Below are 21,084 nucleotides of genomic sequence, written 5' to 3' on the forward strand. Positions count from 1 at the left end.
ATTTCCCTCGAGCGTGTAAGATGTCGCCATTTTACGCAGCAGGTATTTCCCCATGAGTTTCAATCTGGCCGACAAATCCCTCGCCGAGCGCGCAGCGCTGGAAGACGAGAAATCCCGTCTGTTCGAACTCTGGCAGAACAATCTGGGCAAAGCCAAAGGCGAAGCCGCGCGGTTGTTCGGCGAACGCTCCAAGCGCAAGGGCAAATGGGCCGAGTGGGTGCGCGCCGAGCTGGATGGCATGTCCCCGCCGGAATTCGCCAACATGGTGCGCAGTGAAGTCAATCGACTGATGGCAGCCAACAAGTAACACGCGCCTCAGTCCGCGTTGAAACACCCGACAATCGCCTCACGCACCTTGATCACTACCGGATCGATCTGCGTGCTGGTGCGCCAGCCCAGTTCGATCGGGTAACGCGGCAACGCCAGCGGGCAGGGCAGCAGCACCAGTCCGCTGAGCTCGGCAATGGCCTGCGCGGCATGGCGGGGGATGGTTGCCACCGCGCCGCTGCCCTTGAGCAGATGCGGCAGCGCGGCAAAGTGCGTGGTCGAGGCGCAGACCCGCCGGCTCAGACCCAGCGCCGCCAGGCCTTCATCGGTGATGCCGATAAAACCGCCCGAGGACACCAGAATGTGCTCGCGGGCGACGAACTCCGGCAAATCGATGTTCTGCTGGCCGGGCGCCAGACTGCCCGGATCGACCAGACACGCATAATCCCCTTCACCCAGCACCTGACGACTGAGCAGACGCTCGGCGAACCCACCGGCGGTGATCGCCAGGTCGATGCTGCGTTCCATCAGGGCGCGGGCGACGATCTGGCTGTGGGTCTGGCGGAAGATCAGCCGTAGCTTGGGAGCGCTGCGAGCGATGGCTTCGATCAGGCGCCGGCCATAAGCGATTTCGAAATCATCCGACAGGCCCACGGTGACTGATCGGCCGTCATAGTGGTGGGCCGCCGGATCGACCATCGCCAGGCTCTGCCGACATTTGTTCAGCGCCTCGCTGACCACCGGTTTCAGTTGATTGGCCTTGAGCGTCGGCGCCAATCCGCGCCCGGTGCGCACGAACAATTGATCGCCATACACCTCGCGTAACCGGCGCAACGCCGCGCTGACCGCCGATTGCGTCACGCCCAGACGCAGCGCCGCACGGCTGGCGCTGGACTCCTCATGCAGGGCTTCGAAGACTTTCAGCAGGTTGAGGTCGACGGTTGCGATATTCATTTGGCTCATATCATTCAGCAGTGAATCGGTGTTTATTCATGATCCCGCGCCGCCGCAGAATCGGCAACACTTGAACCCGATGGAGTGACCGCAATGCCCAAATCAATCGTCGCCGCCCTGCAGATCGGCGCCTTGCCCGGTGGCAAGGGTGAAACCCTGGAACAGATCCTCAGTTGGGAAGACGCGATCAGCGAGTCCGGCGCGGCACTGGTGGTGATGCCTGAAGCGTTGCTCGGTGGCTATCCGAAAGGTGAGGGCTTCGGCACGCAGTTGGGCTATCGCTTGCCCGAGGGGCGTGAGGCCTACGCCCGCTACTTCGCCAACGCCATTGATGTGCCGGGGGCAGAAACCGAGGCACTGGCCGGTTTGTCGGCGCGCACCGGGGCCAATCTGGTGATCGGCGTAATCGAGCGTGCCGGCAGCACGTTGTATTGCACGGCGCTGTATTTCGATCCGCAGGCGGGGCTGGTGGCCAAGCATCGCAAGCTGATGCCGACCGGCACCGAACGGCTGATCTGGGGCAAGGGTGATGGCTCGACGCTGCCGGTGCTCGACACACAGGTCGGCAAACTTGGTGCGGTGGTGTGCTGGGAAAACATGATGCCGCTGCTGCGCACGGCGATGTACGCCAAAGGCATTGAAGTCTGGTGCGCGCCGACCGTGGACGAGCGCGAGATGTGGCAGGTCAGCATGCGTCACATCGCCCACGAGGGCCGTTGCTTTGTGGTCAGCGCCTGTCAGGTGCAGGCTTCGCCGAACGAGCTGGGCGTGGAGATTGCCAACTGGCCGGCGGATCGGCCGCTGATTGCCGGCGGCAGTGTGATTGTCGGGCCGATGGGCGATGTGCTGGCCGGGCCGTTGCGCGGGGAGGCCGGGTTGCTGACGGCTGAGATCGATACTGATGAGCTGGTGCGGGCGCGGTACGACTATGACGTGGTTGGCCACTATGCGCGGCCGGATGTGTTTGAGCTGAGTGTCGATGAGCGGGCCAAACCGGGGGTGCGCTTCACCGCATAACTTCGGGACTGACACATACCCTGTGGGAGCGGGCTTGCTCGCGAATGCGGTGTCACATTCAGCGATGATGTTGGCTGATCTGACGCTTTCGCGAGCAAGCCCGCTCCCACAGGGGAGAGTATGTGCAGTCGGTTACCACGTCGCAGCAGTGGCCTTCGGCAAACTCAGCTTGCCGCTGTCGACAAATCGCATGGTGCCGAACACGCCGCCCGCGAGTTTGCCGCGCAGCACGTAGGGCAGGTTGTCGAGGGTTTGTGTCTGGCTCAAACCCAGAGTCTGGCGCAGTACCGAGAACGCGGAAACGCTGACCGGCACGCTGACCACGGTTTCCGAGAAGCGCGGGATCGAGCCGGTCTGATCACTGACGCCCGAGGCCAAGGGACGGCCATTGACCTCCAGATCCAGGGCAATGCCGTTGTAATCGATGGCCGTCTCATTGGGGTTCTGCACCCGCAGCTTGATCGCGAAGCGCACTTCCAGATCCTGGCTCGGCAACGGTTCGAGGCCGACCACGTTGATGTTCACCGGATCGCGGTTGGGAAACAGCGCGCAGGCGCTCAGGGACAACAGCAGCAGGGACAGGATGATGGCGTGGACGCGGCGCATAAACAGTCTCTCAACGAAAAAGGGCTGAACCGTTGCCGGCTCAGCCCTTTTTTCATGGCGCAGCGTCAGCGGTTCAACTGTGCGACCGCCGCTGCCGTTGCAGGTTCAGCTTTGGCCGGCAGATCGGGGTTTTCCATGACCTGCAGAATCGACGCTTCCGGATCGAAATCGTCTTCTTCCAGCTCAATGAATTCTTCCGGCAGGAAGATATTCAGCACGATAGCGCACAACGCACCGACGGTGATCGGCGATTCGAAGATGTTACGCAGCGCTTGCGGCAACTCGCGCAGCACTTCCGGCACGGCGGCGATGCCCAGGCCCATGCCCAGGGAGATCGCCACGATCAGCATATTGCGCCGATGCAGGCCGGCCTCGGCGAGGATTTTGATCCCGGCCACGGCCACGGTGCCGAACATCACCAGTTCAGCGCCGCCGAGCACCGGTTTAGGCATCAGTTGCAGCACCGCGCCGATCATCGGGAACAGCCCCAGCAGCACCAGCAGGCCGGCGATGAAGAACGCCACGTAGCGGCTGGCCACGCCAGTCAACTGGATCACGCCGTTATTCTGCGCGAACGTGACCATCGGCATGCTGTTGAACACCGCTGCCATCGCCGAGTTGAGGCCATCGGCGAGCAGACCGGATTTGATTCGGCGGATGTACAGCGGACCCTTGACCGGTTGCCGCGAGATCATCGAGTTGGCGGTCAGGTCACCGGCTGCTTCCAGCGGCGAAACCAGGAAGATCACCGCCACCGGCACGAACGCCACCCAGTCGAAATTGAAGCCGTACTTGAACGGCACCGGCACGCTGACCAGCGGCACTTCGGGCATCGAGGCGAAATCCACGGTGCCCATCAGCCAGGCGACCACGTAGCCGAGGGTCAGGCCGATGACGATCGCACCCAAGCGCAGAAACGGCACGTCGACGCGGTTCAGCACAACGATAGTGCCGATCACCAACGCGGCCAGAAACACATGGCTGGCGGCGCCCAGATCGGGCGCGCCGAAACCGCCGGCAATGTCGGTCATCGCCACTTTGATCAGCGACAGGCCCATCAGGGTGATGATGGTGCCGGTGACCACCGGAGTGATCAGCATCCGCAGTTTGCCGATGAACTGGCTCAGCACCACTTCGATGAACGCGGCGAAAAAGCACACGCCGAAAATCGTCGAGAGGATTTCATCGGTGCCGCCGCCCCGGGCCTTGACCATGAACCCGGCGCTGAGAATCACGCTGATAAAGGAAAAACTGGTGCCTTGCAGGCACAGCAGACCGGAACCGACCGGGCCGAAACGCTTGGCTTGAACGAACGTGCCGAGGCCTGAAACGAACAGCGCCATGCTGATCAGGTACGGAATTTCACTTTGCAGACCGAGGGCGCCGCCCATGATCAGGGTCGGGGTGATGATGCCGACGAAGCTCGCCAGCACGTGTTGCAGCGCGGCGAAGACCGTTGCAGTCAGGTGTGGACGGTCGTTGAGGCCGTAGAGCAGATCGTTGTTGCGCGGGACTTTTTCAGAGGCGGTCATGGTGTTTTGCGCGCCGCGAGGCGGGGCCGGGTCAGAAAATGGAGGCGCAGGATGCCGGAAGAGGACGGCGAGGGCAACGAGCAAAAATTGCCTGAAAGGTCAAGAAAAACGGGGTTTGAACTGGTTGCCGTTTCTGTGGTGAGGGGATTTATCCCCGATGGACGCGAAGCGTCCCGGCTTTTTGGGCTGGGACTGCTACGCAGTCCATCGGGGATAAATCCCCTCGCCACAAAGTTATTTGCTGGCATTCAGGTGAAGGCTGCGAGCAAATCCTCCTCAAACGCCTTCTGCGCATCCCCCGGCACCTGAGCGCGATGCCGGGCCAGATGAAACGCCACCTCGAAACTCAACTCACCGGGTCGCAAAGCACGCAACAAGCCTTTGTCCTCCCAGACCCGCGCATAGTGATCCGGCAGATAGTCGACATGCTTGCCGGAGAGAATGAAGGCGAGGGTGCCCTCGACCTGTTCCGAACGCGCAGAAAAGCGTTTGTCCGGGAACGGCTCGCCCGTGCGCATGAACCGATACGGATGATCCACCCGGTCGCAGGCCCGCAACGCCGCGTCATCCGGCGCATCGACGCTGAACAGCGGATGCCCCTGCGCGCAATACAAATGCTGGGTTTCCCGGAACAGCTCGCGGTAATCGAACGCGCTCTGCACTTGAGAGAAATAACCGATGGCCAGATCCAGTCGCTGTTGCAGCAGCAAGCGCTCCATCTCCCCAGGCATCGCGCTGATCAACTCGATGCGCACCGACTCATCGCGCTCGCGAAAGCGCCGGATCGCATCTGCCACCCGCAGCAGCACCGACTGATCAAGCGCCTCGGACAGGCCCAGCCGCACCTCACCGATCAGCCGTCCAGCGACGCCGTTGGATTGATGCCGGAACGTCTCGATGGATTGGAACAGTGCACGAATCGCGATAAGCAGTTGCTCACCCTTCGGCGTGACGCCGAAACCGCCCTTGCCCCGGCTGCACAGGCGATAGCCGAGACGGGTTTCCAGTTTGGCCATTTGCTGGCTGATGCTCGACTGGCTCAGGCCCAGCTCACCTTGCGCCGCGCTGAAGCCGCCACATTCCACGACTCGCACAAACAGGCGCAGCAACTGCAAATCGACGTCGTGAAGCTGACCGAGCATTACATTACTCCGGGATAAAGTCAGGTTAACAAACTTGATATTTCTGCAATGTATCCGACGGCGCATCCTGCCACCACTTCCTCCGGTCAGGTGTTCGTCATGGTTCCCGTGTCCAAGCTGTGTTTTCCCGCGCTGTTGCTGTCCGTGGCCCTCAATGCACAGGCGGAGGACAAAACCCTCAATCTCTACAGCTGGGCCGATTACGTGCCGGCGCAGACGCTGCAGCGTTTCGAGCAGGAAACCGGCATTCATGTGCGCTACGACACCTTCGATACTTCCGAGGTGCTGGAAACCAAACTGCTGACCGGTGGCAGCGGTTATGACGTGGTAGTGCCGTCGTCCAGCGTACTGGCCCGTGGCTTGGCAGCAGGCGCGCTGAAGGAAATCCCGCATGAAGGCCTCGAGGGTTACGCCAATGTTGATCCCGATCTGCTGGAAAAACTCGCCGCCGTCGATCCCGGCAATCGCTACGCCGTGCCCTATACCTGGGGCACACTCGGTTTGGGGCTGAACGTCGAGGCGGTGAAAAAACGCTTGCCGGAAGTGCCGCTGAACAGCCTCGATCTGCTGTTCAAACCCGAGTACGCCAGCAAGCTCAAGGACTGCGGGATTGCCGTGCTCGATTCGCCGCAGGAAGTCATTGGTCTGGCGCTGCACTACCTGGGCAAGGATCCCTACAGCACCGACCAGCATGATCTGGCCGCTGCCGAAGCCTTGTTGCAGAAACTCCAGCCGTCGGTGCTGTATGTCGCCACCGGCCGGCAGATCAACGATCTGGCCAATGGCAGTGTCTGTCTGGCGCTGACCTACAACGGCGACGTGAGCATGGCTGCCGATCAGGCGCACAAGGCCAACAAAGCCTACGAAGTCGCCTACCGGATTCCGCGCGAAGGCACGTTGATCTGGCAGGACAATCTGGCCATTCCCAAGGACGCGCCAAACCCGCAAGCGGCGCGGGCGTTCATCGAATTCATGCTGCGCCCCGAGTCGGTGGCCGAGCTGACCAATACGCTGTTTTTCGCCACCGCCAACCAGGCCGCGACGCCGCTGGTGGATGAGGCGGTGCGCAACGATCCGGACATCTATCCGCCCGCCGAAATGCGCGAACGCCTGTACGCCGACCGCAGCATGAGCCTCAAGGACATGCGTCAGCGCACGCGTCTGTGGACCACTTTCCGTAGCCATCAATAACAAAAGGAGCACACCGATGGACGTGCCGATGCTCAATGACCAAGCCATGACCCGCGACAGCCTGTACGGCACGAGTGCCGAAAGCACCTACGCCGGGATCACCAGTTTCATGCGTCGTCGCTACAGCCGTGATTTGCGCGGCGTCGACGTGGCGGTCAGCGGGGTTCCGTTCGACACCGCCACCAGCAACCGCCCGGGCGCACGCTTCGGCCCACGGGGGATTCGCGCCGCCTCCACCGGGATCGCCTGGGAACGCCACTGGCCGTGGGCGTTCGATCCGTTCGATCATCTGGCGGTGATTGACTACGGCGATTGCGACTTCGATTACGGCTCGCCGCAGACCATCCCGGAAAGCATCGAGGCCCACGCCGAGCGCATTCTTCATGCCGGCAGCGCCATGCTGACGTTTGGTGGCGACCACTTCATTACCTATCCGCTGCTCAAGGCTCATGCGCGCAAACACGGCGCGCTGTCGCTGATCCACTTCGATGCGCACAGCGACACCTGGCCGGACGAGGGCGGCAAACGCGTCGATCACGGCACCATGTTCTGGCACGCGGCCAGGGAAGGGCTGGTAGATCCGGCGCGCTCGGTGCAGATCGGTTTGCGCACCACCAATGACGATCATCAGGGCTTTGCCGTGCTCGACGCCCGCCAGGTGCATCGGCGTGGCTGCGAGGCGATTGTCGAGGCGATTCGCGCGCGGGTCGGCGATCACCCGGTATACCTGACGTTTGATATCGATTGCCTGGATCCGGCCTTTGCCCCGGGCACCGGCACTCCCGTGTGTGGCGGGCTGAGCACGGTGCAGGCGCTGGAAATCCTCGGCGGGTTGCGCGGGATCAATCTGGTGGGCATGGACGTGGTGGAAGTGGCGCCGGCCTATGACCATGCGGACGTGACGTCGCTGGCAGCGGCCACCTTGGCGATGGAAATGCTCTGCCTGTACGCCGCGCGACACAAAGTCGACCTTTAAAACACCGCAAAGCCAATGCGGGAGTGGGCTTGCTCACGAAAGCGGTGTGTCATTCAACGATGCTGCTGGCTGGCCTGACGCCTTCGCGAGCAAGCCCGCTCCCACAAAAGGGCACCTGTTTTTCAGGGACATCGTGGCATACTGCCGCGCATGACTTTCGACTCTCCTTTAAGCGCCTGGCAACACGCGATCGAGCACAAGGGTTTCATCCAGGATGAAGCCCAGGAGCATGCGGTCTGGGCCTTGCAAAAATGCCATGAAGCCTTGCATGCCGGTGCCCGTTCGGTCACCGGCGTGTACTTGTGGGGCCCGGTCGGGCGCGGCAAGACCTGGTTGATGGATCAGTTCTATCAAAGCCTGCGGGTGCCGGCGCGACGACAGCACTTTCATCATTTCATGGGCTGGGTGCACCAGCGCTCGTTCCAGCTCACTGGCATCGCCGATCCGTTGCGGGCGTTGGCCAAAGAGTTGGCGGCGGAAGTACGGGTGTTGTGCTTCGACGAACTGTTCGTCAACGACATCGGCGATGCGATCATTCTCGGGCGGCTGTTTCAGGTGATGTTCGACGAAGGCGTGGTGGTGGTCTGCACCTCCAACCTGCCGCCGGATGAGCTGTACGCCGACGGCTTCAACCGTGATCGTTTTGTCCCGGCGATTGCCGCGATCAAGGCGCACATGCAGGTGGTGGCGGTGAACGGCGCCGAGGATCATCGTCTGCATCCGGGCGCGGGCCTGCAGCGTTATTTCGTCGCTGCGCCGGGACAGGGCAGTGCTCTGGAGCAGGTCTTCCAGTCACTCAACGCCGGGCAGCCCGCCAGCGCCGAGCCGGTGCCCGTCGGCCATCGTGTGCTGAACGTGGTGCAAGCCAGTGCGACGGTGCTCTGGTGCCGCTATGCCGATCTCTGCGAGCAACCATTTGCCGCGATGGATTTCATCGCACTGTGCGACAACTATCGGTCTATTCTGTTGAGCGACGTGCCGAACCTCAGCGCGCAGAAACGCGAAGGGCGCATCGCTCGCGGCACCGAGGACGGCTCGGCGCAGGTGGTGGCCGGTGACCGTGAGTTGCCGCAACTGTCGGTGCACGACGACGGCGTGCGTCGCTTCATTGCCTTGGTCGACGAGTGTTACGACCGTAAGGTGCCGCTGTACATTGAGGCCCAAGTACCGATGGAGGCGCTGTACACCGAGGGTTATCTGGAATTCCCGTTCCGGCGCACCCTCAGCCGGTTGCAGGAGATGCAGTTGCAGCGTTTTGCCGAATCCTGAGCGAAGAGGGCGCGAGTATGAGCCAACCGCTGTCGCATCATTTACTGACCATGGCCTACCAGAACGCGTGGGCCAATCATCGCCTCGGCAAAGCCTGGAATCAGCTCTACGCCACTGAGCTGGCGGCGCCGCGAACGAGCTTCTTTCCGAGTATCCGCCTCACCCTCAATCACATCCTGACGTGCGACTGGTTCTACGTCGATGCACTGGAACGCGAGTTGCGCGGTGACGAACCGCATCCTGATTGCTATGTGTTTTTCAACCATGACGAGCCGTTTACCGAGGCCGCAGCGCTGCGTGAAGAGCAGGCGCACGTCGATCGTCGACTGATCGCTTATTGCGAACAACTGCGCGATGCCGATCTGGGGCGGATCGTCACCATCGCCCGGGAAACGCCGCAGCATGACAGTCGCTTGCGTATGCTGTCGCACCTGTTCGAGCATCAGATCCATCACCGGGGGCAGGTGCATGCGATGCTCAGCGCGACCTCGGTGAAACCGCCACAGCTGGACGAGTTTTTCTGCGTCGGCGAGAGCGGGTTGCGTGCTCAGGATTTTGCCGAGTTGGGCTGGACCGAAGAGCTGATCTGGGGGCGCTGAAGCCTGGAAATCAAAAGATCCGGTTGTGGCCCGCAACATCCTCGCGGTAAGGTCGAACAGCCTTTCAGGTGCGCACTTTGCACGCCGGGGCCATGATCGGGGATGGAAATGGATTCCGCAGAAATTCTTGTGCTGCAAGCCAGTTACACCAATCCACTGCACGCCGAAGCCATCGGCATCGTGCTCAATCATTACGCAGAAGATCCCATGGGCGGCGGCCATTCGCTTGACCCGGAACTGTTGCGTCGCGTGCCGGAAGAACTTGCGCGCAGGCCTCATGCGTTCAGTGTGCTGGCGTTCGTCGGTGGCGAGCCGGCAGGCCTGGTGAACTGCTTTGAAGGTTTCTCGACGTTCGCCTGCAAGCCGCTGGTCAATGTCCATGACGTGGCGGTCGTGAGCAAATTTCGCGGCCTCGGCTTGAGTCAGAAAATGCTGCGCAAGGTCGAGGAAATCTGCCGTCAGCGCGGTTGCTGCAAGATCACCCTGGAAGTGCTCGAAGGCAACGAGGTGGCACAGAACTCCTACCGCAAATTCGGCTTCGCCCCCGGCATGTTCGACCCGGAGCATGGCCGCATGCTGTTCTGGATCAAGGATCTGCAGGCATAAAAAAAGGCGCCCCGGACAGGGCGCCCAACTGTCGTCTCCGAGGCCAGAGCGGAGCCATCGGAGGTCCATCGGTTGCTCGGTGAATCAGTCGCGATAAGACTCGGTGACTTGCGCGGTCTGATCGTTCGGAACCTTCAGTTCCGCTGCTTTGCTATCGGTCGGCTGTTCGCTTGGCGAGTGGTGGACCGGGAAGTTGTCGTAGTAATGCCGCATGCGTTCGGCGCCGCCCTCGGCAAAGGCGCTGGCGGAACCGAGGGCGAGTAGCCCGGCAAGAATGGCGGTGGTGGTTTTCATGGTGCCTCCTACTGAAAAACGTGGGAGCCGTTCGTCCATGAAGCAGATCTCGGGGCACAGTGTCCCGGCGGGGAATTAACTCGGGGTTAACAGCTGTGGTGAGGGGCTCTGACGGTATGCCCTTGGAAGAGTGGGGCCGCTTTGCGACCCGTCGGGGATGAATCCCCTCACCACAGGGGGGTGTTTGAACCGGTGCGCTCAGAGCTTCCAGTCCAGGCTCAGGGTCACCGTGCGCGGGTCGCCCCAGTACACGCCGTTGTAGAAGCCGACGTTGTCGTAATACTTCTTGTCGAACAGGTTATCGACGTTCAGCGACGCCGACAGATGCCTGTCGAACTCATAGCGCGACATCAGCTTGACCACGGTGTAGGCCTCCTGGTTGATCCGCGCCGGTTCGGTGATGATCCGGCCGTTGGCGCCGCGCCCGACCGGGCGGTTAGCCGCGCCATAGACGTCGCTCTGCCAGTTCACCGCGCCACCCACGGTCAATGCGTGCCAGTTGCCCGGCAGGCGATAGGCCGTGGACAGCCGCAGCATGTTCAGTGGTTGAGCGGTGTTGCTGCGCTGTTTTTCGCCGTCGACGGAGTGGGTGTAGGTGTAGCCGGCGGTCATGTTCCAGCCGCTGAGAATTTCCCCGGACACTTCGGCCTCGAAGCCATTGACCTTGTTACCCTTGCCGCCGGACTTGAAAAACTCCTCGCCGCTCACCGGGTCCGGGGGTACCGAGTTGTCACGCTCGGCGACGTTGTCCTGTTTGCTCCAGAACACTGCCGTCGCCAGGTTCAGGCGTTCGTCTAGCAGGCTGCCTTTGAGCCCGACTTCGTAGTTGCTGCCGATCACCGGGTCGAGGTAATTGCGGTTGCTGTCGCGCTTACTCTGCGGTTTGAAAATGTCGGTGTAGCTGGCGTAAACCGTGTACTCCGGCGTCAGGTCGTAAAGCAGGCCGGCGTAGGGTGTCCAGATATCATTCTGGCGTTGATGGGTGGCATCGGTGCTGGTCAGTTTTTGCTGCGCATCATAGTAGTAATCGGTGCTGGATTCGTCCCAGCTGCCATAGCGGCTGCCGATGACGGCATGCAGCTCATCGGTCAGGCTCAGGCGGGTCGCGAGGTAACCGGCCTTTTGCCGAGTGATGCCTCGCGCGCCCGGCAGGCCGGTAACGGTGTCGGCGAATTTGCCGATGTCACCCATGTATTTCCAGTCGCGGATCTTGCCGTAGTCGGCGGCTTGGGGGCTGTTGAAGGCGTAGGGCGAAGTCGAGCGGTTTTCCGCCTCGCCGTAGCCGAACATCATCTCGTGTTCGCGGCCGAACAGCTGGTACGGCCCTGACAGGTTGAAGTCGTACACGCTCATTTTCTGCGTGCCGAGCATGTGCCCCATGTAGGCCGTCATGCCGCTGCGGTCGGCCTCGGGAAAACCGGAGCCGCCGTAATAGACCTTGCCGTCGGTATCACTTTCGCGGTGGGTGTAGGCAGCCTTCAGCTTCCAGCCATTACCCAATTGCTGGTCCAGGGTGACGAACGCGGTCTTGTCCTTCAGCGGCCAGGAACTCCAGGACGTCGCCATGTTCGTTGAACGGCCGAGGCCGGCCTTGCTGCCGTCGGCGTTCCAGTACGGCACCGTCCCCCAGGACGTGCCTTGCACCTGCTTGTCCTGATAGTCGTAACCGACGGCAAGCACCGTGGAGTCGGTCAAATCAGCTTCGAGAATGCCGTAGCCGACCTCGCGCTGCAGCGCGTATTTGTTGCGGAACGACTGGCTGTCGCGATAGGCCAGCACCGTACGCCCGCGCAGCCGACCATCGAAGGCCAGCGGCCCGCCGACATCGACATAGCTGTAGTAGTTGTCGTAGCTGCCGCCACTGACCCCGGCCAGTGCCTGCCACTGGGCAGTCGGGCGCTTGCGCACCATGTTGATCGTCGCTGAAGGATCACCCGCGCCGGTGGTCAGGCCGGTGGCGCCGCGTACCACTTCGATGCGGTCGTAGATGATGGTGTCCGAGTCTGACTTCATGCGCCCGAAGGTGTTGAGCATTCCGTCGATCTGGAAATTGTTGATCGGGTAACCCCGCGCCGAATAGCTGACCCGATCCGAGTCGTTGTGTTGCACGACGATGCCGGTGGTCTGGCGCATGGCTTCGGATAAGGTACCGAGCTTGAAATCATCCATCTGCTGGCGCGTGACTACGGACACCGATTGCGGGGTTTCCTTGATCGACAGGTTCATTCGCGTCGCGGTGCTCATCGCGCCAGTGGTGTAGGAATCAGTGTTTTCAGTGTTAACGCCGAGGCCTTCGGCGCTGACGCTGGTGGCGTCCAGTTCCAGCGCCTGGGCGGCGGATTGTGGCGCTGTTTCAGGATCGGTTTCAGCCAGCAGATCGGGACTCAACGCCATGCTGAACAAGCCGACAGTCAGGGTCATGGAACGGGTAATGGGCGCGAACATCGCAGCCGACTCCTTGTCTTCGAGGGAAAAAATCCGTTGGTTCAAAGACGAGGTGCAGGCCGGCGATTTAGTAACAAACAAGAAATATTATTATTTGGAGATATTTCCCGACTTCGCCGAGACGGGCGAAAAGCTGCTCACGGCGCTTGCCCAATAGACGGCGGCGGGTATGCTGTTGGCCTGCCGAGGAGATAGCAATGGCCTACGATTTTGACCTTTATGTGATTGGTGCCGGTTCCGGCGGTGTACGTGCAGCGCGCTTCGCCGCCGGTTTCGGCGCGAAAGTGGCGGTGGCCGAGAGCCGTTACCTGGGCGGCACCTGCGTCAACGTCGGCTGCGTGCCGAAGAAACTGCTGGTGTACGGCGCGCATTTCGCCGAAGACTTCGAACAGTCGTCCGGTTTCGGCTGGAGTCTGGGTGAAGCAAATTTCGACTGGACGACCCTGATCGCCAACAAGGACCGCGAGATCAATCGCCTCAACGGCATTTATCGCAACCTGCTGGTCAACAGCGGCGTGACCCTGCACGAAGCCCACGCGAAGATCGTCGGCCCGCACGAGGTCGAGGTCAACGGTGAGCGCTTCACCGCGAAAAACATTCTGATTGCCACGGGTGGCTGGCCGCAGATTCCGGAAATCCCGGGGCACGAACACGCGATCAGTTCCAATCAGGCGTTTTTCCTCAAAGAGCTGCCGAAGCGGGTACTGGTGGTCGGTGGTGGTTACATCGCGGTCGAGTTCGCCGGGATTTTCCACGGTCTGGGCGCGAACACTACGCTGCTGTATCGCGGTGATCTGTTCCTGCGTGGTTTCGATGGCTCGGTGCGCAGGCATCTGCAGGAAGAGCTGACCAAACGCGGCATGGATCTGCAATTCAACGCCGACATCGCGCGCATCGACAAACAGCCTGACGGCAGCCTGAAAGCGACCCTCAAGGATGGCCGCGTGCTCGAAGCCGATTGCGTGTTCTACGCCACGGGCCGGCGTCCGATGCTGGACAACCTTGGGCTGGAAAACACCGATGTGCAGCTCACCGACAAAGGTTTCATCAAGGTTGACGAGCAATACCAGACCAGCGAGCCGTCGATTCTGGCGCTGGGTGATGTGATCGGTCGGGTGCAACTGACGCCAGTGGCACTGGCCGAAGGCATGGCGGTGGCGCGGCGCTTGTTCAAGCCTGAGCAATACCGTCCCGTGGATTACAAGATGATCCCGACCGCCGTGTTCAGTCTGCCGAACATCGGCACTGTCGGCCTGACCGAAGAAGAGGCGCGGGAAGCGGGGCATGAAGTGGTGATTTACGAGAGCCGCTTCCGCCCGATGAAGCTGACGCTGACCGAGTGTCAGGAGAAAACCCTGATGAAACTGGTGGTCGACGGCAAGACCGACAAGGTGCTCGGTTGCCACATGGTCGGCCCGGACGCGGGGGAGATCGTCCAAGGCTTGGCGATCGCGCTGAAGGCTGGCGCGACCAAGCGTGACTTCGACGACACGATCGGGGTGCACCCGACGGCCGCCGAAGAGTTCGTCACCATGCGTACGCCGGTCGGCGCTTAAGCGTCCTTCGCTTTGGCTGTGTCTGGCGCTGCCGCAACGGTAGCCGCCAGACGCAGGCTGTCTTCGAGGCTGGCCTGAGTTTTGGTCAGTTCCTTTTCCAGTGACTGATTGAGCTGCCGCTGTTCGTCGGCATCCTGTTTCAGCGTCTGACTTTCCAGCAGGGCCACGCGCAGGCGTTCCTGGAGGAGGGTGCGTTCGTTGTCGACGCGAGTGGCTTGCTCCAGCAACTGATCCTGACGCTGGTTGCTGTGCTTGAGCTGATCCTGCATCAGGCTCAGTTCGCGCTGGGTGCCACGGTTTTCCGTGAGCAGGCGTTCGTTATCGCGATGCAACTGAGTGATCTCGTCCTGACGCACCAGTGCACTTTGTTGCGCCTGGCGCAATTCCATCTGCAACTGCTGCAGCTGTCCTTCGTGACGGGCCTGCTCCTGCTCGCGCTGCTCTTTAGTGGCGTTGCGGTAATGCTCGAGAGCATCGCGGGCGTGCAGGTGTTTCTCTTCCAGCGAGCGGATCTGCTCGTCCTTGTCCTGCAGGCGCAATTCGAAATCAGCCAGCGCCTGATTGAGTCCGGCGTTGCGGGTTTGCTCGGTCTGCAGCATCGAGCGGGTTTCTTTTAGCGCTTCGGATTCCTTGGCCAGCGCCGCGCCTTGAATGTCGTGCTGTTGTTCCAGTTGCTCAAGTGCCTGGCGCACCTGCTTGAGTTCCGCTTCCAGGGTTTCGCGCTGCTCTTCGAACTGCTCGCGCGCTAGTTCGATCGGCTCTTGCGCCTGTTCTTTCAGGCGCTGGGCGAGACGCGAGACCAGTGCGGTCAGTTCGTCATTGATCGGTTCCGCGGACGCTTCGACCGGTTGGCTGCCGTCATCCAGCTCTTTCAGATAGCGATGGATCGTGGTTTTCGAACCGGTGTTGCCCAGTTCGATGCGTACTGCATCGATGCTGGGGTGTTCGCCTCGGGCCAGAATCGCTGAGCGCGCGATCTGCACCACTGCTTTGTTAACGCCACCACGGGCCATTTTAACTCCTACCATTACGTACTGTGGTACATGCCACCAAAGTACGAAGTGTACCACGCTGAAAATAAAGTTAAATGCTTGATTAATCACAGGCGGGATATACTGGTATTACCCAATGTCAGACCCCTGAATCGGTTTTTTCATCCAGCAATCAGTACGCCTGCGAGAACACTGCCCATGAGCGAGATCGATCGCTATCTGCAAGCCGCCACCCGTGACAACACCCGCCGCAGCTATCGTTCGGCGATCGAGCATTTCGAAGTGAAGTGGGGCGGCTTCCTGCCAGCGACCGCCGACAGCGTGGCGCGGTATCTGGTCGAGCATGCCGGGGTGCTGTCGATCAACACACTGAAACTGCGGCTGTCAGCGCTGGCGCAGTGGCACAACAGTCAGGGTTTTGCCGATCCGACCAAGGCGCCGGTGGTGCGCAAAGTGTTCAAAGGCATTCGCGCACTGCATCCGGCGCAGGAAAAACAGGCCGAACCGTTGCAATTGCACGATCTGCAGCAAGTGGTCGACTGGCTGGAGCAGGAAGCCAGTAGCGCCAGGCAGAATCAGGATCGTCCGCAGTTGCTCAAGGCCTATCGCGATCGGGCGCTGATTCTGCTGGGCTTCTGGCGGGGCTTCCGCAGTGACGAGTTGTGCCGTCTGCAGATCGAGCACGTGCAGGCGCACGCCGGCAGCGGCATCACCCTCTACCTGCCGCGCAGCAAGGGCGACCGCGACAACCTCGGGCAGACGTATCAGGCGCCGGCGCTGCTCAAGCTGTGCCCGGTGCAGGCTTATATCGACTGGATCACCGAGGCAGCGCTGGTACGCGGCCCGGTGTTTCGCGGCGTTGACCGCTGGGGGCATCTGAGCGAGGAGGGCTTGCACGCCAACAGCATCATTCCGCTGTTGCGTCAGGCGCTCGAGCGCGCCGGCATCCCGGCCGAGCGTTACACCAGCCATTCCCTGCGCCGCGGCTTTGCCACGTGGGCGCATCAAAGCGGCTGGGATCTGAAATCGCTCATGAGTTACGTCGGCTGGAAGGATATGAAGTCAGCCATGCGCTATGTTGAAGCCAGCCCCTTTCACGGGATGGCCCGGATTACGGACAAACCGGCTTCGTCGTAGATATGGTTTTCTTCTATTAATACAGTCTGCTAATAGCGAAAACAAATCAGCAGCATCAGGTTTGCCAATGAGCCATCCGTCGAGTGAGTGGGTAGGATTCACCCATCGAATTCACAACCCTGACGGAGAGTCATCAATGCCTATCATCAACAGCCAAGTAAAACCGTTCAAAGCTACCGCATTCAAAAACGGCGACTTCGTACAAGTCTCGGACGCTGACCTGAAAGGCAAATGGTCCGTAGTGTTCTTCTACCCAGCCGACTTCACCTTCGTGTGCCCAACCGAGCTGGAAGACCTGGCCGACAACTACGCTGCGTTCCAGAAACTGGGCGTGGAAATCTACAGCGTTTCGACCGACACCCACTTTGCTCACGCTGCCTGGCACAACACCTCGCCAGCCATCGGCAAAATCGAATACACCATGATCGGCGACCCGACCCACGTCATCTCCCGCAACTTCGACGTGCTGATCGAAGAAGCTGGCCTGGCTGACCGTGGCACCTTCGTGATCAACCCTGAAGGCCAGATCAAAATCGTTGAACTGAACGATGGCGGCGTTGGCCGTGACGCTTCCGAGCTGCTGCGCAAGATCAAGGCTGCTCAGTACGTTGCTGCTCACCCAGGCGAAGTTTGCCCGGCCAAATGGAAAGAAGGCGAGGCCACTCTGGCTCCGTCCCTGGACCTGGTCGGCAAGATCTGAGTCTGTGAGACACGCAACACAGGGCGGGACTCCGCACCTACTTCAGTAAGCTGCACCGCCCATTGAAAAAGCCCGGGCGAGATTCGCTCGGGCTTTTTTTCGCCTCGAATAAAGACACAGGAGATCGCCCGTATGTTGGACGCCAATCTTAAAGCCCAGTTGAAATCGTACCTGGAACGGGTTACCCAGCCGATCGAGATCGTTGCTTCCCTCGACGACGGTGCGAAATCCCGGGAAATGCTTGACCTGCTAAAAGACGTTGCCAGTCTTTCGAGCCAAATTACTCTGATCGACAGCGGCACCGATGCCCGCAAGCCGTCGTTCTCGATCAACCGTCCGGGTGCCGACATCAGTCTGCGTTTCGCCGGCATCCCGATGGGCCATGAATTCACCTCGCTGGTGCTGGCCCTGTTGCAAGTCGGCGGCCACCCATCGAAAGCCAGTGCCGAAGTGATCGAACAGATCCGCTCGCTCAAAGGTGAGTTCAACTTCGAAACCTACTTTTCGCTGTCGTGCCAGAACTGCCCGGACGTAGTCCAGGCGCTGAACCTGATGGCTGTGTTGAACCCGAACATCCGTCACGTCGCCATCGACGGCGCGTTGTTCCAGGACGAAGTCAACGATCGCAAGATCATGGCCGTGCCGAGCATCTACCTCAACGGTGAGAACTTTGGCCAGGGCCGCATGGGCCTGGAAGAAATCCTCGCCAAACTCGACACCGGCGCCATCGAGCGTCAGGCCGAGAAAATCAGCGCCAAACAAGCCTTTGATATGCTCGTAGTTGGCGGTGGCCCGGCCGGTGCGTCGGCCGCGATCTATGCCGCCCGTAAAGGTATCCGCACCGGTGTTGCGGCTGAGCGCTTCGGCGGTCAGGTGCTCGACACCATGGCCATCGAGAACTTCATTTCCGTGCAGGAAACCGAAGGCCCGAAACTGGCGACGGCGCTGGAAGAACACGTCAAGCAGTACGACGTCGATATCATGAACCTGCAGCGCGCCGACAAGCTGATTCCCGGCAAGAATGGCGAGTTGCACGAAGTCCATTTCGCCAGCGGTGCGACCCTGAAAGCCAAGAGCGTGATCCTGGCGACCGGTGCGCGCTGGCGTGAAATGAACGTGCCGGGCGAGCAGGAATACCGTAACAAGGGCGTGGCGTACTGCCCGCACTGCGACGGCCCGCTGTTCAAAGGCAAGCGCGTGGCGGTGATCGGCGGCGGTAACTCCGGCGTTGAAGCGGCCATCGACCTGGCCGGTATCGTTGCCCACGTGACACTGCTGGAGTTCGACGTGCAACTGCGTGCCGACGCGGTACTGCAACGCAAACTGCACAGCCTGCCAAACGTCACCGTGATCACCAGTGCGCAAACCACTGAAGTCACCGGTAATGGCGAGAAGGTCAACGGCCTGCGTTACAAGGATCGCAATACTGACGAACTGCGCAGCGTCGAGCTGGAAGGGATTTTCGTACAGATCGGTCTGCTGCCGAACACCGACTGGCTCAAAGGCACCATCGAGCTGTCGCCGCGTGGTGAAATCATCGTCGACAACCGTGGCGAGACGTCGATCCCGGGGATCTTCGCGGCCGGCGACGTGACCACTGTGCCGTACAAGCAGATCGTGATTGCAGTGGGCGAGGGCGCCAAGGCTTCCCTCAGCGCGTTCGATCACTTGATCCGTACTTCGGCGCCGGCGTAAAACGGCAGTCGCTGAAACGAAAAAACCCATGAGCGATCATGGGTTTTTTTATGCCTGACACAAATTAATGTGGGAGCGGGCTTGCTCGCGAAAGCGTCCTGTCAGCCAACATTTTCGCTGAATGACTCACCGCTTTCGCGAGCAAGCCCGCTCCCACAAAGGCTTTTATGTGGTCAGTTACAGCGGCGCAGGCTGGATGATTTCAACCCAGTAGCCATCCGGGTCCTTGATGAACGCCAGGCTTTTCATACGGCCATCAGTCAGGCGCTTCTGGAAATCACAGCCCAGCTCTTCAAAACGTGCGCACGCGGCAACGATGTCCGGCACCGAGATGCAGATGTGGCCGAAACCGCGTGGGTCGGTGTTGCCATTGTGATAGGCGAAGTCGGCGTCGTTTTCGGTGCCGTGGTTGTGGGTCAGTTCCAGAATGCCGGGGATCGACTTCATCCATTCGGTGCGGGCGGCGGCGTCGGCCGGGATCTGCGCCTTGTCGACCAGCGCGAGGAAGTACAGGCTGAATTCGGCTTCCGGGAAATCACGCTTTTCAACCAGCGAGAAGCCCAGTACGCGGGTGTAGAAGTCCAGCGACTTGGTGATGTCCTTCACACGCAGCATGGTGTGGTTGAAGACGAAGTTGCGGGTTGCGCTGTCTGGAGTGGCGGTGACGCCGGGGAAAGTGTTCAGTTCGTGCAGGCTCATAGGCCCTCCGTAACAATGGGGCGAGTGAATGGGCGCAATGATACGCATGCGGGGCGGCATCGCCAAACCGAATGCGCGGCTTGCTCTGTGGGCGGCCGGGCCTCAGACTTTGCAGCTCAATCTGCGAGTGCCTCTGGTAATGATCCGACCGTTCAAAGCGCTGTTCGTTTGCCTTTTCTCATCGCTGCTTGCCGGTCCGGCGCTGGCGGATCAGCCCAGTATCACCTGGCCTGCAGGCTGGGAAGTAGAGGCGCTGCCTGATCAAGCCCCTCAGGTTTCGCGCCAGCGCGCGGTGAAAAACGATGCTGACGGCAATCAGGTGATGGTGATGGAGTTGACCATGAGCCAGGTTGAGGCAGGCCATCAGGTCAATGTGCAGGGTGTCCTGCTGGAAATGCGCAAATCTATTCAGAAAGACTTCTTCCAGGGTGGCTATCAAAGCGTTTGCAACAAGATACATCCGGCAAAACTCGCCGTTCTGGATGCACTGGAGACCACCTGCACGATCACCGAAAACGGCCGTCATGTGTTGTCGCAAACATTGGTTGCTGCGGTCGCGACGGATAAGGCTTATGTACTTTCTTACGCGGGTCAGGCTGAGGTTTATAAGGCGAGCGCCGAGGAAATAGTCGCAGTGAGAAACAGCTTGAAACTTTAAGCGTCTGTTTGCACCGCTACGGGTTTAGATACCCGAAGGAATTAAGCACAAAGTTTAGCGGTCGTTGCGGTTGCAACATCCCGGCGCAAAATGTTTAGCCTCACGGCTTGTGGGTGTTAAAGCAGATTGATAACTAGCGTGGCGGAAATCGTTGCTTTTGTTAGATATTGTCGAAAAAAAGCCCTGCATAGAGCAGGGCTTGTTTGTTGACGCAAGATTAACCGCGTAACCAGGAATCAACGGTGGCAGCACCGTACTGTTCTTTCCAGGCTTTCAGGCCGCGGTGATTGCCGCCCTTGGTTTCGATCAGTTCACCGGTGTGCGGGTTCTGATAGACCTTGACCACGCGAGCGCGGCGGGTTTTCGGTGCGGCAGACACTTGCAGGCCGGACTTGGACGGGTTCGGATCGAGGATGGCGATGATGTCTTTCAGGCCTTTGCCGTAGGTTTTCATCAGCCCCTGGAGCTTTTCTTCGAATTCGATTTCTTTCTTGAGCCCGGCATCGTTCTTCAGCGATTCCAACTGCTTGAGCTGTTCCTGAAGGGCCTTTTCAGCTGCACGAAATTCAGCGAGTCTGGACAATATCTTTACTCCAATAGTGTGTTTGGCTGATACCAACCGCAAACAAAGCTATAAGCCAAGAGCCTTGAAGCGACTCGGTGATAATGGCTCACCTGCCAATCTTGCACAGGCTGAAAAAATTGTAGTAGTTAATGCGCCAAGAGTAAATCCTGATCTTGTCGTCATG

22 protein-coding genes are annotated in these 21,084 nt (G+C 60.3%); 13 read left to right on the top strand and 9 right to left on the bottom strand.

Annotated elements, in window-relative coordinates; translation table 11 throughout:
* Positions 1–52: 52 nt before the first annotated feature.
* A complete protein-coding gene (locus ACOYXG_RS12560) occupies positions 53–307 on the top strand; it encodes a hypothetical protein (RefSeq protein WP_003224595.1) in 255 nt (84 codons plus the stop codon).
* An 8-nt stretch (positions 308–315) separates the two neighbouring features.
* Here ACOYXG_RS12560 and ACOYXG_RS12565 read toward each other — a convergent pair whose 3' ends face one another.
* Positions 316–1,230, bottom strand: a complete 915-nt coding sequence (locus ACOYXG_RS12565; RefSeq protein WP_225138874.1) for a LysR family transcriptional regulator — start codon at positions 1,228–1,230, stop codon at positions 316–318.
* A gap of 84 nt (positions 1,231–1,314) precedes the next feature.
* Between ACOYXG_RS12565 and ACOYXG_RS12570 the strand changes: the two genes are divergently transcribed.
* Complete coding sequence (locus ACOYXG_RS12570) at positions 1,315–2,238, top strand: carbon-nitrogen hydrolase family protein (protein WP_097089638.1); 924 nt, start codon at positions 1,315–1,317, stop codon at positions 2,236–2,238.
* Between the two features lie 132 nt (positions 2,239–2,370).
* Here ACOYXG_RS12570 and ACOYXG_RS12575 read toward each other — a convergent pair whose 3' ends face one another.
* The 3 genes from ACOYXG_RS12575 to ACOYXG_RS12585 form a co-directional block, all read right to left on the bottom strand.
* Positions 2,371–2,844, bottom strand: a complete 474-nt coding sequence (locus ACOYXG_RS12575) for an LEA/WHy family protein (protein WP_027612019.1) — start codon at positions 2,842–2,844, stop codon at positions 2,371–2,373.
* A gap of 65 nt (positions 2,845–2,909) precedes the next feature.
* Positions 2,910–4,376, bottom strand: coding sequence for a nucleobase:cation symporter-2 family protein (locus ACOYXG_RS12580; protein ID WP_210557030.1), 1,467 nt, complete (start codon positions 4,374–4,376; stop codon positions 2,910–2,912).
* A 248-nt stretch (positions 4,377–4,624) separates the two neighbouring features.
* Entirely contained in the window at positions 4,625–5,518 is an 894-nt protein-coding gene (locus tag ACOYXG_RS12585; protein ID WP_460358118.1) for a LysR family transcriptional regulator, read from the bottom strand.
* Positions 5,519–5,617: 99 nt separating this feature from the next.
* On the opposite strand from ACOYXG_RS12585, the gene ACOYXG_RS12590 reads away from it, so the two are divergent.
* The 5 genes from ACOYXG_RS12590 (at position 5,618) to ACOYXG_RS12610 (ending at position 10,159) form a co-directional block, all read left to right on the top strand.
* Positions 5,618–6,709 (top strand): polyamine ABC transporter substrate-binding protein, encoded by a 1,092-nt coding sequence (locus ACOYXG_RS12590; RefSeq protein WP_460358121.1) that lies wholly within the window; start codon positions 5,618–5,620, stop codon positions 6,707–6,709.
* Positions 6,710–6,725: 16 nt separating this feature from the next.
* Complete coding sequence (speB, locus tag ACOYXG_RS12595) at positions 6,726–7,685, top strand: agmatinase (RefSeq protein WP_460358123.1); 960 nt, start codon at positions 6,726–6,728, stop codon at positions 7,683–7,685.
* 150 nt (positions 7,686–7,835) lie between these two features.
* Positions 7,836–8,954 carry a cell division protein ZapE gene (gene zapE, locus ACOYXG_RS12600; RefSeq protein ID WP_336836059.1) on the top strand — a complete coding sequence of 373 codons (1,119 nt, stop codon included), beginning with the start codon at positions 7,836–7,838 and terminating at the stop codon, positions 8,952–8,954.
* A 17-nt stretch (positions 8,955–8,971) separates the two neighbouring features.
* Positions 8,972–9,553 (top strand): DinB family protein, encoded by a 582-nt coding sequence (locus ACOYXG_RS12605; RefSeq protein WP_460358126.1) that lies wholly within the window; start codon positions 8,972–8,974, stop codon positions 9,551–9,553.
* A 108-nt stretch (positions 9,554–9,661) separates the two neighbouring features.
* A complete protein-coding gene (locus ACOYXG_RS12610; protein ID WP_098968408.1) occupies positions 9,662–10,159 on the top strand; it encodes a GNAT family N-acetyltransferase in 498 nt (165 codons plus the stop codon).
* 84 nt (positions 10,160–10,243) lie between these two features.
* Here the strand turns inward: ACOYXG_RS12610 and ACOYXG_RS12615 are convergent, their stop codons facing one another.
* Entirely contained in the window at positions 10,244–10,453 is a 210-nt protein-coding gene (locus ACOYXG_RS12615; protein WP_460358129.1) for a hypothetical protein, read from the bottom strand.
* A 198-nt stretch (positions 10,454–10,651) separates the two neighbouring features.
* Positions 10,652–12,898, bottom strand: a complete 2,247-nt coding sequence (locus ACOYXG_RS12620; RefSeq protein ID WP_460358132.1) for a TonB-dependent siderophore receptor — start codon at positions 12,896–12,898, stop codon at positions 10,652–10,654.
* Here ACOYXG_RS12620 and ACOYXG_RS12625 point away from each other — a divergent pair.
* Together ACOYXG_RS12625 and gorA are read left to right on the top strand one after the other, a co-directional pair.
* Positions 12,885–13,055, top strand: coding sequence for a hypothetical protein (locus ACOYXG_RS12625; RefSeq protein WP_155953488.1), 171 nt, complete (start codon positions 12,885–12,887; stop codon positions 13,053–13,055). The genes ACOYXG_RS12620 and ACOYXG_RS12625 overlap by 14 nt on opposite strands.
* Positions 13,056–13,095: 40 nt before the next feature.
* The gene (gene gorA / locus ACOYXG_RS12630) at positions 13,096–14,454 is read left to right on the top strand and encodes a glutathione-disulfide reductase (RefSeq protein WP_346650178.1); all 1,359 of its coding nucleotides are present in this window, start codon (positions 13,096–13,098) and stop codon (positions 14,452–14,454) included.
* Here gorA and ACOYXG_RS12635 read toward each other — a convergent pair.
* Complete coding sequence (locus ACOYXG_RS12635) at positions 14,451–15,467, bottom strand: DNA-binding protein (protein ID WP_027612008.1); 1,017 nt, start codon at positions 15,465–15,467, stop codon at positions 14,451–14,453. The genes gorA and ACOYXG_RS12635 overlap by 4 nt on opposite strands.
* A 177-nt stretch (positions 15,468–15,644) precedes the next feature.
* Here ACOYXG_RS12635 and ACOYXG_RS12640 point away from each other — a divergent pair, with 177 nt between their 5' ends.
* From ACOYXG_RS12640 to ahpF, 3 genes are all read left to right on the top strand, one after another.
* A complete protein-coding gene (locus ACOYXG_RS12640; RefSeq protein WP_007963337.1) occupies positions 15,645–16,583 on the top strand; it encodes a site-specific integrase in 939 nt (312 codons plus the stop codon).
* Positions 16,584–16,719: 136 nt separating this feature from the next.
* The gene (gene ahpC / locus ACOYXG_RS12645) at positions 16,720–17,283 is read left to right on the top strand and encodes an alkyl hydroperoxide reductase subunit C (RefSeq protein ID WP_003224621.1); all 564 of its coding nucleotides are present in this window, start codon (positions 16,720–16,722) and stop codon (positions 17,281–17,283) included.
* 132 nt (positions 17,284–17,415) lie between these two features.
* Complete coding sequence (gene ahpF, locus ACOYXG_RS12650) at positions 17,416–18,978, top strand: alkyl hydroperoxide reductase subunit F (RefSeq protein WP_285374120.1); 1,563 nt, start codon at positions 17,416–17,418, stop codon at positions 18,976–18,978.
* Positions 18,979–19,155: 177 nt separating this feature from the next.
* On the opposite strand, the gene gloA is transcribed toward ahpF, so the two are convergent.
* A complete protein-coding gene (gene gloA / locus ACOYXG_RS12655) occupies positions 19,156–19,677 on the bottom strand; it encodes a lactoylglutathione lyase (RefSeq protein ID WP_007963339.1) in 522 nt (173 codons plus the stop codon).
* 139 nt (positions 19,678–19,816) lie between these two features.
* On the opposite strand from gloA, the gene ACOYXG_RS12660 reads away from it, so the two are divergent.
* On the top strand, positions 19,817–20,335 hold the full coding sequence (locus ACOYXG_RS12660) for a DUF4946 domain-containing protein (protein ID WP_097089854.1): 519 nt from the start codon (positions 19,817–19,819) through the stop codon (positions 20,333–20,335).
* Between the two features lie 217 nt (positions 20,336–20,552).
* On the opposite strand, the gene ACOYXG_RS12665 is transcribed toward ACOYXG_RS12660, so the two are convergent.
* Positions 20,553–20,918 carry a histone-like nucleoid-structuring protein, MvaT/MvaU family gene (locus tag ACOYXG_RS12665; RefSeq protein ID WP_003224630.1) on the bottom strand — a complete coding sequence of 122 codons (366 nt, stop codon included), beginning with the start codon at positions 20,916–20,918 and terminating at the stop codon, positions 20,553–20,555.
* Between the last annotated feature and the right edge of the window lie 166 nt (positions 20,919–21,084).

The sequence above is a fragment of the Pseudomonas sp. G3-39 genome (assembly GCF_054790485.1).

What these genes read in the sequence shown, in the direction of transcription:
- ACOYXG_RS12605 (WP_460358126.1), top strand. Translation starts at nt 8,972, where the DNA reads ATGAGCCAACCGCTGTCGCATCATTTACTGACCATGGCCTACCAGAAC.
- ACOYXG_RS12610 (WP_098968408.1), top strand. Translation starts at nt 9,662, where the DNA reads ATGGATTCCGCAGAAATTCTTGTGCTGCAAGCCAGTTACACCAATCCA.
- ahpC (WP_003224621.1), top strand. Translation starts at nt 16,720, where the DNA reads ATGCCTATCATCAACAGCCAAGTAAAACCGTTCAAAGCTACCGCATTC.
- ACOYXG_RS12560 (WP_003224595.1), top strand. Translation starts at nt 53, where the DNA reads ATGAGTTTCAATCTGGCCGACAAATCCCTCGCCGAGCGCGCAGCGCTG.
- ACOYXG_RS12620 (WP_460358132.1), bottom strand. Translation starts at nt 12,898, where the DNA reads ATGTTCGCGCCCATTACCCGTTCCATGACCCTGACTGTCGGCTTGTTC.
- ACOYXG_RS12590 (WP_460358121.1), top strand. Translation starts at nt 5,618, where the DNA reads ATGGTTCCCGTGTCCAAGCTGTGTTTTCCCGCGCTGTTGCTGTCCGTG.
- gorA (WP_346650178.1), top strand. Translation starts at nt 13,096, where the DNA reads ATGGCCTACGATTTTGACCTTTATGTGATTGGTGCCGGTTCCGGCGGT.
- ACOYXG_RS12625 (WP_155953488.1), top strand. Translation starts at nt 12,885, where the DNA reads ATGGGCGCGAACATCGCAGCCGACTCCTTGTCTTCGAGGGAAAAAATC.
- ACOYXG_RS12565 (WP_225138874.1), bottom strand. Translation starts at nt 1,230, where the DNA reads ATGAGCCAAATGAATATCGCAACCGTCGACCTCAACCTGCTGAAAGTC.
- ACOYXG_RS12615 (WP_460358129.1), bottom strand. Translation starts at nt 10,453, where the DNA reads ATGAAAACCACCACCGCCATTCTTGCCGGGCTACTCGCCCTCGGTTCC.
- ACOYXG_RS12570 (WP_097089638.1), top strand. Translation starts at nt 1,315, where the DNA reads ATGCCCAAATCAATCGTCGCCGCCCTGCAGATCGGCGCCTTGCCCGGT.
- speB (WP_460358123.1), top strand. Translation starts at nt 6,726, where the DNA reads ATGGACGTGCCGATGCTCAATGACCAAGCCATGACCCGCGACAGCCTG.
- ahpF (WP_285374120.1), top strand. Translation starts at nt 17,416, where the DNA reads ATGTTGGACGCCAATCTTAAAGCCCAGTTGAAATCGTACCTGGAACGG.
- gloA (WP_007963339.1), bottom strand. Translation starts at nt 19,677, where the DNA reads ATGAGCCTGCACGAACTGAACACTTTCCCCGGCGTCACCGCCACTCCA.
- ACOYXG_RS12635 (WP_027612008.1), bottom strand. Translation starts at nt 15,467, where the DNA reads ATGGCCCGTGGTGGCGTTAACAAAGCAGTGGTGCAGATCGCGCGCTCA.
- ACOYXG_RS12660 (WP_097089854.1), top strand. Translation starts at nt 19,817, where the DNA reads ATGATCCGACCGTTCAAAGCGCTGTTCGTTTGCCTTTTCTCATCGCTG.
- ACOYXG_RS12580 (WP_210557030.1), bottom strand. Translation starts at nt 4,376, where the DNA reads ATGACCGCCTCTGAAAAAGTCCCGCGCAACAACGATCTGCTCTACGGC.
- zapE (WP_336836059.1), top strand. Translation starts at nt 7,836, where the DNA reads ATGACTTTCGACTCTCCTTTAAGCGCCTGGCAACACGCGATCGAGCAC.
- ACOYXG_RS12640 (WP_007963337.1), top strand. Translation starts at nt 15,645, where the DNA reads ATGAGCGAGATCGATCGCTATCTGCAAGCCGCCACCCGTGACAACACC.
- ACOYXG_RS12575 (WP_027612019.1), bottom strand. Translation starts at nt 2,844, where the DNA reads ATGCGCCGCGTCCACGCCATCATCCTGTCCCTGCTGCTGTTGTCCCTG.
- ACOYXG_RS12585 (WP_460358118.1), bottom strand. Translation starts at nt 5,518, where the DNA reads ATGCTCGGTCAGCTTCACGACGTCGATTTGCAGTTGCTGCGCCTGTTT.